Origin of the sequence: Tardiphaga sp. 215_C5_N2_1, from assembly GCF_052076055.1 — a bacterium.
Lineage (GTDB): Bacteria > Pseudomonadota > Alphaproteobacteria > Rhizobiales > Xanthobacteraceae > Tardiphaga > Tardiphaga robiniae.
The window spans coordinates 3,534,726-3,549,082 of record NZ_CP197240.1 but is presented as its reverse complement, the minus strand read 5'-3'; the positions used below and the strand labels follow the sequence as shown (position 1 = coordinate 3,549,082).

The 14,357-nt window shown below is 61.2% G+C and carries 16 protein-coding genes; 11 read left to right on the top strand and 5 right to left on the bottom strand.

Annotation, left to right across the window (positions count from 1 at the left end; translation table 11 throughout):
- Nucleotides 1-271 precede the first annotated feature (271 nt).
- The 4 genes from AB7828_RS16900 to AB7828_RS16885 all read right to left on the bottom strand — a co-directional run bounded on the left by AB7828_RS16900 (nt 272) and on the right by AB7828_RS16885 (nt 5,473).
- Nucleotides 272-2,461 (bottom strand): L,D-transpeptidase family protein, encoded by a 2,190-nt coding sequence (locus tag AB7828_RS16900; RefSeq protein ID WP_441230679.1) that lies wholly within the window; start codon nt 2,459-2,461, stop codon nt 272-274.
- A 314-nt stretch (nt 2,462-2,775) separates the two neighbouring features.
- Nucleotides 2,776-4,278: a sigma-54-dependent transcriptional regulator gene (locus tag AB7828_RS16895; protein ID WP_441230678.1), complete on the bottom strand. Its 1,503-nt coding sequence runs from the start codon at nt 4,276-4,278 to the stop codon at nt 2,776-2,778.
- A gap of 62 nt (nt 4,279-4,340) precedes the next feature.
- Nucleotides 4,341-4,994: a TerC family protein gene (locus AB7828_RS16890; RefSeq protein ID WP_231079233.1), complete on the bottom strand. Its 654-nt coding sequence runs from the start codon at nt 4,992-4,994 to the stop codon at nt 4,341-4,343.
- A gap of 137 nt (nt 4,995-5,131) precedes the next feature.
- Nucleotides 5,132-5,473: a hypothetical protein gene (locus AB7828_RS16885; RefSeq protein WP_231079234.1), complete on the bottom strand. Its 342-nt coding sequence runs from the start codon at nt 5,471-5,473 to the stop codon at nt 5,132-5,134.
- 110 nt (nt 5,474-5,583) lie between these two features.
- On the opposite strand from AB7828_RS16885, the gene AB7828_RS16880 reads away from it, so the two are divergent.
- The 9 genes from AB7828_RS16880 to AB7828_RS16840 all read left to right on the top strand — a co-directional run bounded on the left by AB7828_RS16880 (nt 5,584) and on the right by AB7828_RS16840 (nt 12,219).
- Nucleotides 5,584-5,913 (top strand): helix-turn-helix domain-containing protein, encoded by a 330-nt coding sequence (locus AB7828_RS16880; protein ID WP_089265882.1) that lies wholly within the window; start codon nt 5,584-5,586, stop codon nt 5,911-5,913.
- Nucleotides 5,910-6,347, top strand: coding sequence for a hypothetical protein (locus AB7828_RS16875; protein WP_441230677.1), 438 nt, complete (start codon nt 5,910-5,912; stop codon nt 6,345-6,347). Before AB7828_RS16880 ends, AB7828_RS16875 begins: the two co-directional genes overlap by 4 nt.
- A gap of 25 nt (nt 6,348-6,372) precedes the next feature.
- Nucleotides 6,373-8,283: a M3 family oligoendopeptidase gene (locus tag AB7828_RS16870; RefSeq protein WP_441230676.1), complete on the top strand. Its 1,911-nt coding sequence runs from the start codon at nt 6,373-6,375 to the stop codon at nt 8,281-8,283.
- 72 nt (nt 8,284-8,355) lie between these two features.
- Nucleotides 8,356-8,616: an AbrB/MazE/SpoVT family DNA-binding domain-containing protein gene (locus AB7828_RS16865; RefSeq protein WP_120287136.1), complete on the top strand. Its 261-nt coding sequence runs from the start codon at nt 8,356-8,358 to the stop codon at nt 8,614-8,616.
- Complete coding sequence (locus AB7828_RS16860; protein ID WP_120287135.1) at nt 8,613-9,005, top strand: type II toxin-antitoxin system death-on-curing family toxin; 393 nt, start codon at nt 8,613-8,615, stop codon at nt 9,003-9,005. Before AB7828_RS16865 ends, AB7828_RS16860 begins: the two co-directional genes overlap by 4 nt.
- Before the next feature lie 108 nt (nt 9,006-9,113).
- Nucleotides 9,114-9,266, top strand: a complete 153-nt coding sequence (locus AB7828_RS16855; RefSeq protein ID WP_089265886.1) for an aa3-type cytochrome c oxidase subunit IV — start codon at nt 9,114-9,116, stop codon at nt 9,264-9,266.
- 82 nt (nt 9,267-9,348) lie between these two features.
- Nucleotides 9,349-10,479, top strand: a complete 1,131-nt coding sequence (locus tag AB7828_RS16850; RefSeq protein ID WP_120287134.1) for a Re/Si-specific NAD(P)(+) transhydrogenase subunit alpha — start codon at nt 9,349-9,351, stop codon at nt 10,477-10,479.
- 11 nt (nt 10,480-10,490) lie between these two features.
- Complete coding sequence (locus AB7828_RS16845) at nt 10,491-10,805, top strand: proton-translocating transhydrogenase family protein (RefSeq protein ID WP_089265888.1); 315 nt, start codon at nt 10,491-10,493, stop codon at nt 10,803-10,805.
- A 10-nt stretch (nt 10,806-10,815) separates the two neighbouring features.
- Nucleotides 10,816-12,219 (top strand): NAD(P)(+) transhydrogenase (Re/Si-specific) subunit beta, encoded by a 1,404-nt coding sequence (locus tag AB7828_RS16840; protein ID WP_441230675.1) that lies wholly within the window; start codon nt 10,816-10,818, stop codon nt 12,217-12,219.
- Between the two features lie 64 nt (nt 12,220-12,283).
- On the opposite strand, the gene AB7828_RS16835 is transcribed toward AB7828_RS16840, so the two are convergent.
- The gene (locus AB7828_RS16835; protein WP_089265890.1) at nt 12,284-12,676 is read right to left on the bottom strand and encodes a VOC family protein; all 393 of its coding nucleotides are present in this window, start codon (nt 12,674-12,676) and stop codon (nt 12,284-12,286) included.
- A gap of 172 nt (nt 12,677-12,848) precedes the next feature.
- On the opposite strand from AB7828_RS16835, the gene AB7828_RS16830 reads away from it, so the two are divergent.
- Nucleotides 12,849-13,949 carry a calcium:proton antiporter gene (locus AB7828_RS16830; protein WP_439078365.1) on the top strand — a complete coding sequence of 367 codons (1,101 nt, stop codon included), beginning with the start codon at nt 12,849-12,851 and terminating at the stop codon, nt 13,947-13,949.
- A gap of 20 nt (nt 13,950-13,969) precedes the next feature.
- The gene (locus AB7828_RS16825) at nt 13,970-14,257 is read left to right on the top strand and encodes a cupin domain-containing protein (protein ID WP_068730343.1); all 288 of its coding nucleotides are present in this window, start codon (nt 13,970-13,972) and stop codon (nt 14,255-14,257) included.
- The last annotated feature ends 100 nt before the right edge of the window (nt 14,258-14,357 follow it).

The window sequence follows — 14,357 nt, the reverse complement described above, 5'->3', positions numbered from 1 at the left end:
CAAGTCGACAACTCTCTCGCTACCCCATGCGGCGACAGAGAGTGAACGTACTCTTAAAACGGGAGGGTTAACCGAGATTTACAACCCATCCCCCAAGCGGGCTTTTCAGCCAGCCATTAAACTTAACCCATTGAGTATGGCGAAAAATAGCCCGCTGCCGGGTTCCAGATGGACGATGGTTAATCTGGATAAAGGGCGAAACGTAAAAAGGGCTCCACCGGAAGGTGAAGCCCTTGATAAGTCTTCAGAATATTAGCGCCGACGTCGCAGTTTAGCGGGTTACCGTGCGGCGCGGCTTCTGGCCGGGTGCCACCGGTTGAGGTGCCGGGGCACCGCCGCCGAACAGGCGCTCGAAGAAGGACAGGCCGCCATTGCTGGCCATGCGCGAGCCGTTGTCGTTGAAAGCCACGCCCTGCGGGATATCCGCGCGCGGGCGCGAATAGCTCGGCTGGGCCCGGGCAACGACCTGTTCCAGATCCTTGTTCTTGCCTCCGCGGAGCAACTGCATCATCTGCGCGTCGCGTCCGTAGATATCCTTGCGCAGCTGCAGCTTGCCAGCGTCATCGACGAAGGCGGTCTGGTACGTGATGTTCACCGGGATCGGCGTCGGGAATTTCAGATCGATCTCGCTGCGGCCATACATGCCGCGAACCTTCTCCGGCGTGTAGTGCTCGTTCGGCATCGTGATGTTCAGCAGCGTCGCGGCGTATTGGTCCGGATTCTGCACGCGCATGCAGCCGTGGCTGAAGGCGCGCTCGTCGCGGCCGAACAGGTTCTTGTCCGGTGTATCGTGCTGATAGACGAGGAACTTGTTCGGGAAATTGAAGCGGATGCGGCCCAGCGCGTTGGCTTCACCGGGCGGCTGCGCAATGTGGATGCTGCCGTCGGAATTGCGCGTCAGCTTCAGGCCCATGCGGTCAAGCACCGTCGGGTCCTGCTGCAGAGCGGGCAGGTATTCGTTGTAGATGATCGAGGGCGGCACGTTCCAGGTTGGGTTGACCGTGATGTACTTCATCGTCTCGGTCATCAGCGGCGTGGCGTGATTGCCCGGCTTGCCGACGACGACGCGTGTGGTCCAGACCTGCGCGCCGTTCTGCATCACTTTCAGCGTATAGTCCGGGATGTTCAGCATCACATAGGCATTGCCGACTGCGGACGCGCCGAGCTGGCGTGGCAGCCAGCGCCAACGCTCCATGTTGACCAGCACCGTATCGATGTGGCGGTCGCGCTTCGGCGAATTCATCGCGCGCACGGTCGCCTCGTCCAGTACGCCGGTGGCCTTCAGATCGTTGCTGGCCTGATACTTGCGAACGGCTTCGGCGACGGCAGCGTCGTATTTGGTCTCGGCCGGATTTTCGACGTTGAGGCGAGTGCGCAGCAACGGCACGCGCGGGTCGTCCGTCACGGTCGGGTTCGGATTTTTCTTCGTGGCCTTGGCGAAACGCAGCGCCGGGCCTTCGCCGATCGGCTGTACGGGCATTGCGGTTTCGCCGCGCAGTTCAGCGAGCTTCTTCTTCAGCTCCTGATAGCCCTTGTGCGGCGGGTTGTAGGCGTCGAGGGTTGCCGAAGCGTTCTTCGCCGTCGAGATATTGGCGAGCACTTCCGCCGGATCGGTTGGATGCTCCGGATACATGATGTCGCCAGTCACCTGCGACCAGTGCATGCGGCCGCTCTGGGCCTGGCGGGCGTAATCGAGCATGCTGGCGGTGAGCTTCAGCTCCGCCTCGGCGAGCGCATCGGGCGTATTCGCCGCGGTGAAATCCGGCACGGGATAATCGGCGGTGTCGAGGCCGTCAGAAGCGGCGTCCTTGAGGCGCGCAATGACGCCCTTGGCGGCAGGGGTCGTTGCGCCAGCCTGGGTCCAGATCGGTGCGAAGTCACGTGCGGTGTAGAACTTCTCGACCGCGGCGCGCTCGCCCTTGCGGTCGAAATAGCGCGTGGACTTGGCGCCGAACATATCGCGCAGTTTCTCGGCGACGGGCTGATCGCTGGACGCAACGGTGGTCGCGGGCTTGGCGATGTCCTTGGCGACATCCTTCGGCGGCTCGGCTGCGGGCGCAGGAGGTGCCACAGCAGTCGCGGCCGGCGGTGTCGCAGCGGCGGGCGCGGTTACAGCCTCGCTCGGCTTCACATCCGCAGGCGCTTGCACGGCCTCGGTTGCCTTTGGCGTATCGGTCGAGACCGAACCAATGGTCTTCTCGGACGCCTTGGTTGCATCGGGCACGGACGCCGTGGTGTCGGCCTTCGGCGCCTCGGCCTTGAAGTCGGCAGCGGTCGGCGGGGCAACATTGGCGGGTTCGGGGCGCGGCACCGCCGCATCGATGGCGAGTTCGGAGACACTGTCGCGGGGCGCTGCGCTCTGGGCAGCAGCTGCGGCGCCAGCGGAAACCGTCAGGAATGTCGCGGCCACGGCCATCAGCACGCGGTCGAATCCCGAGCGGCCCTTGGAATAGTCTCGCATTCTCGCACCTCGTTAGGTGAGCTGTTCCGGCATGGAACAGTTCTAGTCTGACATCATCAGCTTCGGTTGAAGCAGTCGCGCTGTTTTGCCTGCTCGCTCCGATTCAGAGCGCTTCCTGTGCAGACGATACACGCGCCCGGCACAAGCGCTAGCGCTTGTCGGACAAGTCACAACAAACTGACCTCAACCTCCCCGGTTTGCAACGCATACCGAGGTTTCACCGATGCTTTTGACTTTGTGTGTCACCAGACCGCAACGGTTCAAGTTCCATAGCGATCGCAACAACATGTTCAATCGCGTGGGAGGCGAGAAGTTCAGTTCGACGGTGCGGAATCCGCAATCGATGAATCTTTCTCCGCTGCCTCATCGAGCTTGCGGTAGAGCGTCGACCGGCCGATTTTGAGGCGCCGTGCAACTTCCGACATCTGACCGCGATAGTGCGCAATGGCAAAGCGGATGATCTCGGATTCGAGCTCTTCCAGTGCCCTTACCTCGTTCTCCGCTGTCAGCATGGACAGGCTTCCGGCGGCGAGCGATATCGGGGCTGCGTCGATGCCCGGTACCATGGTCGGCGCCATCGTGTGGAAGACGGGGTCTACAATCAGCGGCGCGACCGCCGATGCCACGATCGATGGAGCGTACGCGGTCGTTTGCGGGAAGTCGGCCAGTCCGAGTTGATCGCCTTCGCTCATCACGACGGCGCGGTAGACGGCGTTTTCCAGCTGCCGGATATTGCCCGGCCAGTCGAGCTGCGTGAGCATCGCCATGGCGTCGCCGGCGATGCTGGTAATCGGCCTGTTCTCCTCGGCGCAGAAACGCGCCAGGAAATGTCGCAGCAGATACGGAATGTCCTCGCGGCGCGCCCGCAGCGGTGGCACCGTCAGCGGCAGCACATGCAGGCGATAGAACAGATCTTCGCGGAATTGCCCGGCTTTGACGAGATCGAGCAGCTTGCGGTTGGTAGCCGAAATGATGCGGACGTCGACCTTGACCGGCTTGCGCCCGCCCACGGCCTCGACCGAACCTTCCTGAAGCGCGCGCAGCAGCTTCACTTGCGCCGATAGCGGCAGCTCGCCGACTTCGTCGAGAAACAGCGTGCCGCCGTGAGCCTCGACAAACTTGCCAAGATGCCGGTCGGTAGCGCCGGTAAAGGCGCCCTTCTCGTGGCCGAACAGGATCGACTCCACGAGGTTGTCGGGAATGGCGCCGCAATTGACGGCCACGAACGGCTTGCTGCTGCGTTCGCCAGAGCCGTGGATGGCGCGCGCGATCAATTCCTTGCCGACGCCGGACTCGCCTTCGATCAGCACGGGAATCGTGGAGGTCGCCGCCTTGCGTGCGGTGCGCAGCACGGCGTCCATGCCGGCATTGCGTGTGACGATGTCGGCAAAAGTGAGCTTGCCTTCGCGGCTGTGCCTGATGCGCTGCAATTCGCCTTTCAGTGCGCTGGTATTGAGCGCATTGCGCAGGCTCACCTGCAGACGTTCGACGCCGACAGGTTTGACGACGAAATCATGTGCGCCGGCACGCATGGCGGACACAACATTCTCGATACCGCCATGGGCAGTCTGGACGATGACCGGGATGCTGAGGCCGCTATCGCGGATCTTGTCGAGCACGCCCATGCCGTCGAGGCCGGGCATCATCAGGTCGAGGACCAGAGCATCGATGGCGGCCGCTTCGGGATCAATCAGCCTGGCCATGGCAGCGTCGCCGCTATCGACCGTGATGACCTCATAGCCGCAGCGCTGCACCATGTTTTCGAGGAGGCGGCGCTGGACGGCGTCGTCATCTGCGATGAGGATTCGTTCGGCCATGGCAACTCCAGAGCGGGTATGTCCCGATTTGAGCCACCATGGCGATCAAAGCCTTAATGCTTTCATAACACCGGGGCGAGGTAAGCCGTCGCATAGGGCCAGACTTCGCGGGCACCGCGATAGATCATGTCACCCGCCACATAGAGAATGATGGCGAGGCCGACATAGGCGATCCAGCGGTGCTTCTGCAGGAGCTTGGCGATGAAGGAGGCGGCGAGACCCATCAGCGCGATCGACAGCACGAGGCCGAAGATCAGGATGCTCGGGTGTTCACGCGCGGCACCGGCGACCGCGAGCACGTTGTCCAGCGACATCGACACATCGGCGACGGTGATCTGCCAGATCGCCTGGCCGAGCGTCTTGCGCGGGCCGTTGGCCGTGCCATCGGCATTGAGCTGGTTCTCGAGCGCGTCGAGATCGTGCTCATGCCCGGCGCGCAATTCGCGCCACATCTTCCAGCACACCCACAGCAAGAGGATGCCGCCGGCCAGAAGCAGGCCGATGATCTGCAGCAGTTGGACGGTGATGCTGGCGAAGCCGATGCGCAGGATGGTGGCGGCGATGATGCCGATCAGGATGGCTTTGCCGCGCTGTTCCTTGGGAAGGCCGGCGGCCGCAAGGCCGATCACGATGGCGTTGTCGCCGGCGAGAACCAGATCGATCATCACGACCTGGAAAAGTGCAGTCATAGCTTCAGCGGTGAAGAAGTCTGTCATGTGGGCCACTCCGTATGAACGTCCAGTCCGACATCACAGTTCGGGTGAACTGCCAGAGGGGCCCGGGCCAGGACGTGCTTGTTAAAAGTCGTACTTTGCAAAACATGCGGGTTTGATCCCGCGGTTGATCCGATCCGTTACTCGGGTTGATCGGAGAGGGTGACGAGCCGAACCATCTGGTCGGGCTCAATGAAGATGCTGATTCCGACCCCGATGAAGGTCAGGACGCCGGCGACATCGAACCAGGTCGCGCGCCGCGCGAAGTTCCGCGGAATCAGCGCGCCACCGGCCATCAATGCTGCAAGTGCGAATAGCAGGGTGGCGACCATCGGCGCCAGCGCATCGAGCGAGACAAATGCGCGCAAGGCCAGTGCCGCGGTCAGCGCCAGCAAAAGGGTTGCGGCAAACAGCTCCTTGACCCGGTGAGGGGCAGGAGGCGCATAATTGCGGCCAATGCTGTTGCGATCCGTAAAGGCCATCGTTGTCCTGTCGGGTATCGTTTCATCCCGTCCGCAACGTTCTTGCAGCTCGATAGTCGTGCTACAGGAAGTCGTCAGATCTTTAATTCATACTGGATAGTTTCGTAATCATGAAACGTGGCGAAAATCAAGAAGATTTCGCTGGAGTGCAGCGCGGCAAAGCCTTGCCGGAAGCGCGGCAGTTGCGAAAACAGGCTGGGGATTGGCTAAAAGCGCGACGCGCGGAAGCCGGGTTGTCGCAGGTCGATCTCGCCGCAAAACTTGGTCTCAAATATTACACGTTCATCTCGCAGGTTGAGAACGGCTTCAGTCGGGTGCCCACCGAAACGATGGAAGCATGGGCCATTCAGCTCGGTCTGGAGCCGGCCGCCTTCGCAAAACATTTGCTGGTCTATTACGAGCCGGAATTGCACCGGCTGCTGTTTGGAGCACCCAAATGAACGTCATCGCATTTCAGCGCAAACCGCTGCAGGGCGCGTGGAGCGAGACCGAGCTCGCAACGCTTGCCGACACGATCAATCTCGGGCATCGCGGCCGCGAATGGGAGACTGGCATCACTGAGAACGGCGATGCGCAGCTCTATCTGCTGGAACCGCAGCCGGAGCAGGCCTGCGAATTGTGCGTATCGCGCGTGGATGGCCAGTACATTCTCGAAGACGGCACCGGGCGCCTGTTGTTCGAGCATCGCAGCCTGCCGCTGGTGGCGGCGCATGCCCGCACTGCGCTGCGCGGGACGCGATGGTGGCTTGTCGCACGGATTGTCATGGTGTGGTGTACGATTCGCCATATGCTTCATGACGAGATCGAACCCTTGATGACCGAGGGCGAAGAACTGCTTGTCCATTTCGCTCCGCAGCTCGCTGCTTTCGTGTGACGGCTGCATCCAACCGAAAGTATTCATGACGAAATCTGCGACTGCTCGGACTGCCAAGCCTTCTCGAAAGACCGCTTCTCGCAAAACTGTTTCGCGCAAATCCGCTCCGGCCAAAAAAGCCGTGAGCAAGCTGGCGTCGAAATCATCGGCCAAATCGCCGGGGGGCAAGCTGCCGGAATGGAATCTTGCGGATCTCTACACGGCGATCGACGCGCCGGAGATTGCCGGGGATCTCGACAAGATCGACGCCGAATGCGCGGCATTCGAAGCTGATTACAAGGGCAAGCTCGCGGAAGAGACGGCTAAGCCCGGCGGTGGTGTGTGGCTCGCGGGCGCTGTTCGCCGTTATGAGGCGATTGACGATCTCGCCGGCCGGCTCGGCTCCTATGCCGGTCTCGTCCATGCCGGCGACAGCGTCGATCCTGCGATTTCGAAATTCTACGGCGACGTCTCCGAGCGCATCACCGCGGCGTCGGTGCATCTCCTCTTCTTCGGCCTCGAACTCAATCGTGTCGACGATGCCGTGATCGAGCAGGCGATGCAGACGCCCGAGCTTGGCCACTACCGGCCGTGGATCGAAGACAGCCGCAAGGACAAGCCCTATCAGCTCGAAGACCGCGTCGAGCAGCTGTTTCACGAAAAGTCCCAGACCGGTTATGGCGCCTTCAACCGCCTGTTTGATCAGACAATCGCGGGGCTTCGCTTCAAGCTCGGCGGCAAGGAGCTGGCGATCGAGCCAACGTTGACCATGCTGCAGGACCGCGCGCCGGCCAAGCGCAAGGCGGCCGGGCAAGCGCTGGCGAAAACCTTCAAGGCCAATGAGCGCACCTTTGCGCTGATCACCAACACGCTGGCCAAGGACAAGGAAATCTCCGACCGCTGGCGCGGTTTCCACGATATTGCGGATTCCCGCCATCTCAACAATCGCGTCGAGCGCGAAGTGGTGGACGCACTAGTATCATCGGTGCGCGCGGCCTATCCGCGGCTGTCGCATCGCTACTATCAGTTGAAGGCGCGCTGGTTCGGCAAGAAGAAGCTCGCCCATTGGGACCGCAACGCGCCGCTGCCATTCGCACCGACCGGCACGATTCCATGGTCGGATGCGCAGGACATGGTGCTGACCGCCTATGGCGCGTTTTCACCCGACATGGCCAATATCGCCAAGCGCTTCTTCACCGATCGCTGGATCGATGCGCCGGTGCGCCCGGGCAAGGCGCCCGGAGCGTTCTCACATCCGACCACGCCGTCGGCGCATCCCTATGTGTTGATGAACTATCAGGGCAAGCCGCGCGACGTGATGACGCTCGCCCACGAACTCGGCCATGGCGTGCATCAGGTGCTCGCCGCCCGCAACGGTGCGCTGATGGCGCCGACGCCGTTGACGCTGGCCGAAACCGCCAGCGTGTTCGGTGAAATGCTGACCTTCAAGCGGCTGCTGTCGCAGACCAAGAGCGCCAAGCAGCGTCAGGCGCTGCTGGCGGGAAAGGTCGAGGACATGATCAACACGGTGGTGCGGCAGATCGCGTTCTATTCATTCGAGCGCGCTGTTCATACCGAGCGCCGCCACGGCGAACTCACCGCGCAGCGGCTTGGCGAACTCTGGCTCAGCGTGCAGACCGAAAGCCTTGGGCCGGCGATCGAGATCAAACCGGGTTACGAGAACTTCTGGATGTACATCCCGCACTTCATCCATTCGCCGTTCTACGTCTATGCCTATGCCTTCGGCGATTGCTTGGTGAACTCGCTCTATGCGGTCTACGAGAACGCCCAGGAAGGGTTTGCGGATCGCTACCTCGCGATGCTCGCCGCTGGAGGCACCAAGCACTATTCCGAATTGCTCAAGCCCTTCGGCCTCGACGCCAAGGACCCGACCTTCTGGGACGGCGGCCTCTCGGTCATCGCCGGGATGATCGATGAGCTTGAAGCGATGGGGTAGGCGTACGTAAAACATTTGTTGTACGTACGCGAGCTTTCTGTTATACATTCCGTACAACAGGGAGTTGGACCTATGAATGGAGCTGCCCGGAATCCCGAATTCGAGGCAACGGCGCTTCAAATTCGTAAAATTGGTAATTCGGTGGGAGTGATTTTGCCGAAGGAATTGCTCGCGCGCCTCAATTTGAAGGAGGGCGACAAATTCTATCCGGTTGAACAGCCAGACGGAAGCTTGCGGCTGTCTCCCTTCAATCCGAAGCATGCGCGGACGATGGAAATCGCCCGCAAGGTGATGCACGAATACAGGGATACATTCGCCGCGCTGGCTAAATGAACGCGACATTCGAGCCATTGTGGCTTGATGTCGATGAAGTAATCGACATGCACGCGGAACAGCTTGCTATGTTTGGTGGTCCCGAAGGTGTTCGGGACCACGGCCTCCTTGAGTCGGCAGTGCTACGGCCGATCAATCAATGGCATTACGGCGAGACTGATATGGCGGCGCTTGCTGCAGCTTATGGATACGGTCTCGCCAAAAATCATGCGTTCGTTGATGGCAACAAACGCATCGCCTTTCATGCGATGATGGTGTTCTTGCGCATGAATGATATCTCGTTCGCCCCAGATCCCGGCGAAGCTACAGAGATCATCCTTGCCCTTGCTGCCGGCGAAGTCAGCGAGCAATCGCTCACGCGCTGGATTCGGGACAACTGGCCGGCCTGACGCACTGCGGTATGTAAAGATTGCCGTGGTATGCCACGAACCGTTGCTCTCCATATCCAATTGCGCTAATTCCGTGGCAACATACGAAATACGAGGCGGGAGACCCTGATGTCCGATCACAGCGAAGTCGCTTACACCACGGCCGATGGCAACGACTATCCGGCGCATGAGCAGACCTATGAGGGCTTTCTCATGCTGGTGAAGTGGGGCACCATCGGCGTCATCGCCATCGTGGCCCTGATGGGCATCTTCCTCACCTGATCTATCGCCGATTGCGCCGCCCGACTTGGGTGGCGTTCTGTCCTATTTGCTCACGCGCGTGCCTTGCGCCGCCGGAGGCCCCATGAAGATTGCCGTTGCCAAGGAAATCGATCCGTCCGAACCGCGCGTGGCGATCTCGCCCGACACGGTGAAGAAGTTCAAGGCGCTCGGCGTCGATGTGGCGATTGAGCCTGGCGCCGGCATCAAGTCCGGCCTACCGGATTCGGAATACACGGCCGTGGGCGCCACCATCAGCGCCGATGCGGTGAAGGACGCCGACATCGTCATCAAGGTGAAGCGTCCTGAGGTGTCCGAACTAGCCGGTTACAAGCGCGGTGCGCTGGTGATCGCGATCATGGACCCCTATGGCAACGACGCGGCGCTGAAGGCGATGGCGGATGCCGGCGTGTCGGCCTTCGCGATGGAGCTGATGCCGCGCATCACCCGTGCGCAGGTGATGGACGTGCTGTCGAGCCAGGCCAATCTCGCCGGCTACCGCGCCGTCATCGAGGCCGCCGAAAGCTTCGGCCGCGCTTTCCCGATGATGATGACAGCCGCCGGCACCATTCCGGCCGCCAAGGTGTTCGTGATGGGCGTCGGCGTTGCCGGCCTGCAGGCGATCGCGACCGCGCGCCGCTTGGGCGCGGTGGTCACCGCGACGGATGTGCGTCCGGCCACCAAAGAGCAGGTCGAGAGCCTCGGCGCGAAATTCCTGGCCGTGGAAGACGACGAGTTCAAGAACGCGCAGACTGCCGGCGGTTACGCCAAGGAAATGTCCAAGGAATATCAGGCCAAGCAGGCCGCGCTCACCGCCGAGCACATCAAGAAGCAGGACATCATCATCACCACCGCGCTGATCCCGGGCCGGCCTGCGCCGCGTCTGGTCACCGCCGAGATGGTGGCGTCCATGAAGCCCGGTTCGGTGCTGGTCGATCTCGCCGTCGAACGCGGCGGCAATGTTGAAGGCGCCAAGCCCGGCGAAGTCGCTGACGTCAACGGCATCAAGATCGTTGGTTATACCAATGTCGCCGGCCGCGTCGCCGCCTCGGCGTCGAGCCTCTATGCGCGCAATCTGTTCTCGTTCATCGAAACGTTGGTCAACAAAGAGACCAAGGCGCTCGCGGTGAACTGGGACGACGAACTGGTCAAGGCAACAGCCTTGACCAAGGACGGCGCCGTCATTCATCCGAACTTTCAGCCGAAGACCGCTTAAGGAGCGCTGCCATGGATCATGCCTCGCTGGTCAGCCCGTTCGTCTTTCAGCTCTCGATCTTCGTGCTCGCCGTGTTTGTCGGCTATTTCGTGGTGTGGTCGGTGACCCCCGCGCTGCATACGCCGCTGATGTCGGTGACCAATGCGATCTCTTCGGTGATCGTGGTCGGCGCACTGCTCGCGGTCGGTGTCAACATGGTCGGCAGTGGCGGCGCCTTGGCGCGCGGCTTCGGCTTCGTCGCGCTGATCTTTGCATGCGTCAATATTTTCGGCGGCTTCCTGGTCACGCAGCGCATGCTTGCGATGTACCAGAAGAAAAAGAAGTAAGGGCAGCCCGATGAACGCCAATCTCGCCGCACTGCTCTATCTCGTCGCGGGCATCCTCTTCATCCTATCGCTGCGCGGGCTGTCCAGCCCGGCGTCCAGCCGCCAGGGCAATTTCCTCGGCATGGCCGGCATGGTCATCGCCGTGGGCACCACGCTCGCCGCGCATCCGCCGGCCGACGCGCTCGGCTGGGTCCTGGTGATCCTCGGTATCGCCATCGGTGGCGGCATCGGCGCGGTCATCGCCAAGCGCGTGCCGATGACCTCGATGCCCGAACTGGTCGCGGCCTTCCACTCGCTGGTCGGCATGGCCGCGGTGCTGGTTGCCGCCGGCGCGTTCTATGCGCCGGAAGCCTTCGGTATTCTCGATCCGGTGACCAAGAAGATCGTCGGCGCCAGCCTCGTCGAAATGTCGCTCGGCGTCGCCATCGGCGCGCTGACCTTCACGGGCTCGGTGATCGCGTTCGCCAAGCTCTCCGGCCGCATGAGCGGCTCGCCGATCATCTTGCCGGCGCGTCACATCATCAATATCGCGCTCGGCCTGGCGCTGGTGTTCTTCATCTTCGGTCTGGTCCGTTCGGGCAGTGCGGTCGACTTCTGGCTCATCACCGTCATCGCGCTGGTGCTCGGCGCGCTGCTGATCATCCCGATCGGCGGCGCCGACATGCCGGTCGTGATCTCGATGCTGAACTCCTATTCCGGCTGGGCAGCCGCGGGCATTGGCTTCACGCTGGGCAATTCCGCGCTGATCATCACCGGTGCGCTGGTCGGCTCGTCCGGCGCGATCCTGTCCTACATCATGTGCCACGCGATGAACCGTTCCTTCATCTCGGTCATCCTCGGCGGCTTCGGCGGCGAGACCGCGGCGGCCGGTGGTGGCTCGGGCGAACAGAAGCCGGCCAAGCTCGGCTCGGCGGACGACGCGGCCTTCATCATGAAGAATGCGCAGAAGGTCATCATCGTGCCCGGCTACGGCATGGCGGTGGCGCAGGCGCAGCATGCTTTGAGAGAGATGGCCGACACGCTGAAGAAGGAAGGCGTCGAGGTGAAATACGCCATTCATCCGGTGGCAGGCCGTATGCCCGGCCACATGAACGTGCTGCTGGCGGAAGCCAACGTGCCTTATGATGAGGTGTTCGAACTCGAGGACATCAATTCGGAATTCGCGCAGGCTGACATCGCCTTCGTGATCGGCGCCAACGACGTCACCAATCCGGCGGCGGAAGACGACAAGACTTCGCCGATCTACGGCATGCCGGTGCTGCAGGTGTGGAAGGCCGGCACCGTGATGTTCATCAAGCGCTCGCTGGCGTCCGGCTATGCCGGCATCGATAACCCGCTGTTCTATCGCGACAACACCATGATGCTGCTCGGCGACGCGAAGAAGGTGACGGAGAACATCGTGAAGGCGATGTAAGTCCCACCCTGATGACCTTCATCAAAACGCCCGGCTACAAGCCGGGCGTTTTTTGTTTGAAAGGTCAGCTCGCAGCGTCTTCCTTTGGCAAGCGATACAGCGCGCACAGCTTGTTGCCGTCGGGGTCGCGCAGATAGGCCAGATAAAGCTTCACGCCGCCTTCGCGGATGCCCGGCGGTTCTTCGCAGGTGGTGGCGCCATTGGCGATGCCGGCGGCGTGCCAGGCATCGGCTTCTTCCTGCGATTTGGCGAGAAAACCGATGGTGCCGCCATTGGCAGCGCAAGCAGGCTCGCCATTGATCGGCTTCGACACCGAGAAAGTACCGGTCTTGGTCCGCCAGAAAACCCGGTGGCGATCGACGGCGCCGGGCGGGACGCCCAGCGTGCCGAGCAGCTTGTCATAAAACGACTTCGCGGCTTCGAGGTCGTTGGTGCCGATCATGACATGTGAAAACATCTCGCTTCCTCTCCCACTTTCTTGCAAACTCACCTTCAGGTGATACGCAACTATACGCATCATATGCAGTTTGGCGAGACGGCATGATCCCGCCGCGCAATCGGTTTTGTGGGTCTGCAATAGCGGCGTGTCGCTTGCTGCCGAACCCGTTTTCAATCAGGACACTTGCTTGATGTCAGCACACCCCATGCCCAGATCGTCCTGGATTTTCCCAACGTTGGCCGTTTTGCTTTTTATCGCGACGTCAATTCCTTCGCTCGGGATCGGATTCACGGAGACGACTGCTGGCATTGTGTTCGCGGTTGTTCTGCTGGTCATCCTGTTCGGCACGGTGTTCGCCGCCGTGCATCATGCCGAAGTCATCGCACACAAGATCGGCGAACCGTTCGGCACGCTGTTGCTGACACTGGCCGTGACTATCATCGAGGTGGCGCTGATCGCCTCCATCATGCTGGGTGACAAGGCCGTCCCGACGCTGGCGCGCGATACTGTCTTCGCGGTGGTGATGATCGTTTGCAACGGGTTGGTTGGCATCTGCATCCTCGTCGGAGGGTTGCGTTACCGAGAGCAGGATTTTCAGGTCACGGGGTCGAATATTTATCTCAGCGTACTGATTGTGATGGCAACGATCACGCTGATCCTGCCGAATTACACCCTGACCACTCCGGGACCTTTCTATTCGAACGCACAGCTCGCTTTTGTCAGCGTCGCCACCATCATGCTCTATGCGGTGTTTCTCTACACACAGACCATCCGACATCAGGATTACTTCGTCGCAGACGGAAGTGGCGAAGGTGCCGTAGGCGGGCATGTTTCCAACCGTCTTCTTGCCGTAAGCGCCGTTTTGCTGCTGGTCTCGTTGTTGGCGGTGGTGCTGCTGGCGAAGAAATTCTCGCTCGTGGTGGATGCCGGCATTGAACGGATCGGCGCGCCGGAAGCCTTTGCCGGTATCCTCGTGGCGCTGCTGATCTTGCTGCCGGAAAGCGTCGCCGCCATTTCTGCCGCGCGTGGCAACGATCTGCAGAAGAGCATCAACCTCGCACTCGGCTCATCGCTCGCCACTATCGGACTGACGATACCTGCGGTTGCGGTGGCGGCCTATGCGTTAAACAAGGAACTCGTGCTCGGTCTCAGTGCGCAGAAGATGGTGCTGCTGGTGATGACCTTCGTGCTGAGCATGCTGACCTTTGGCACCGGACGCACGAACATCCTGTTCGGGCTGGTTCACTTGGTGGTGTTTGCGGTATTCATCTTCATGGTGTTTGTGCCGTGACCACTTTGGAGAATGAGACGATGCTCGCTGCCCAGTCCGACGTTCAGCAGGACACGCCCGAAGTTCGCGTCACCGAATGGCGGCTCGCGCCTGGCGCGGCGACTGGTCACCACACCCATGGGATGGACTATGTGATCGTTCCGATCACCACGAGCGTGATGACCATCGTTGCGCCGGACGGCACCCGCTCGCAGGCGCCGATCACGACCGGCAAATCCTATTTCCGCAAGGCAGGCGTCGAGCATGACGTTCTGAATGAAACCGACAAGGAAATCGTGTTTCTCGAGGTCGAGGTTAAGAAAGCTTAACCTTGTCTGCCTCCAGCGGCTGCCGGTTCATTGTGTTTAGCCTGCTGAGGACCACCTGAAACAATTCAATGCGACGGATTGGAACTTTGCCTTCGATCCG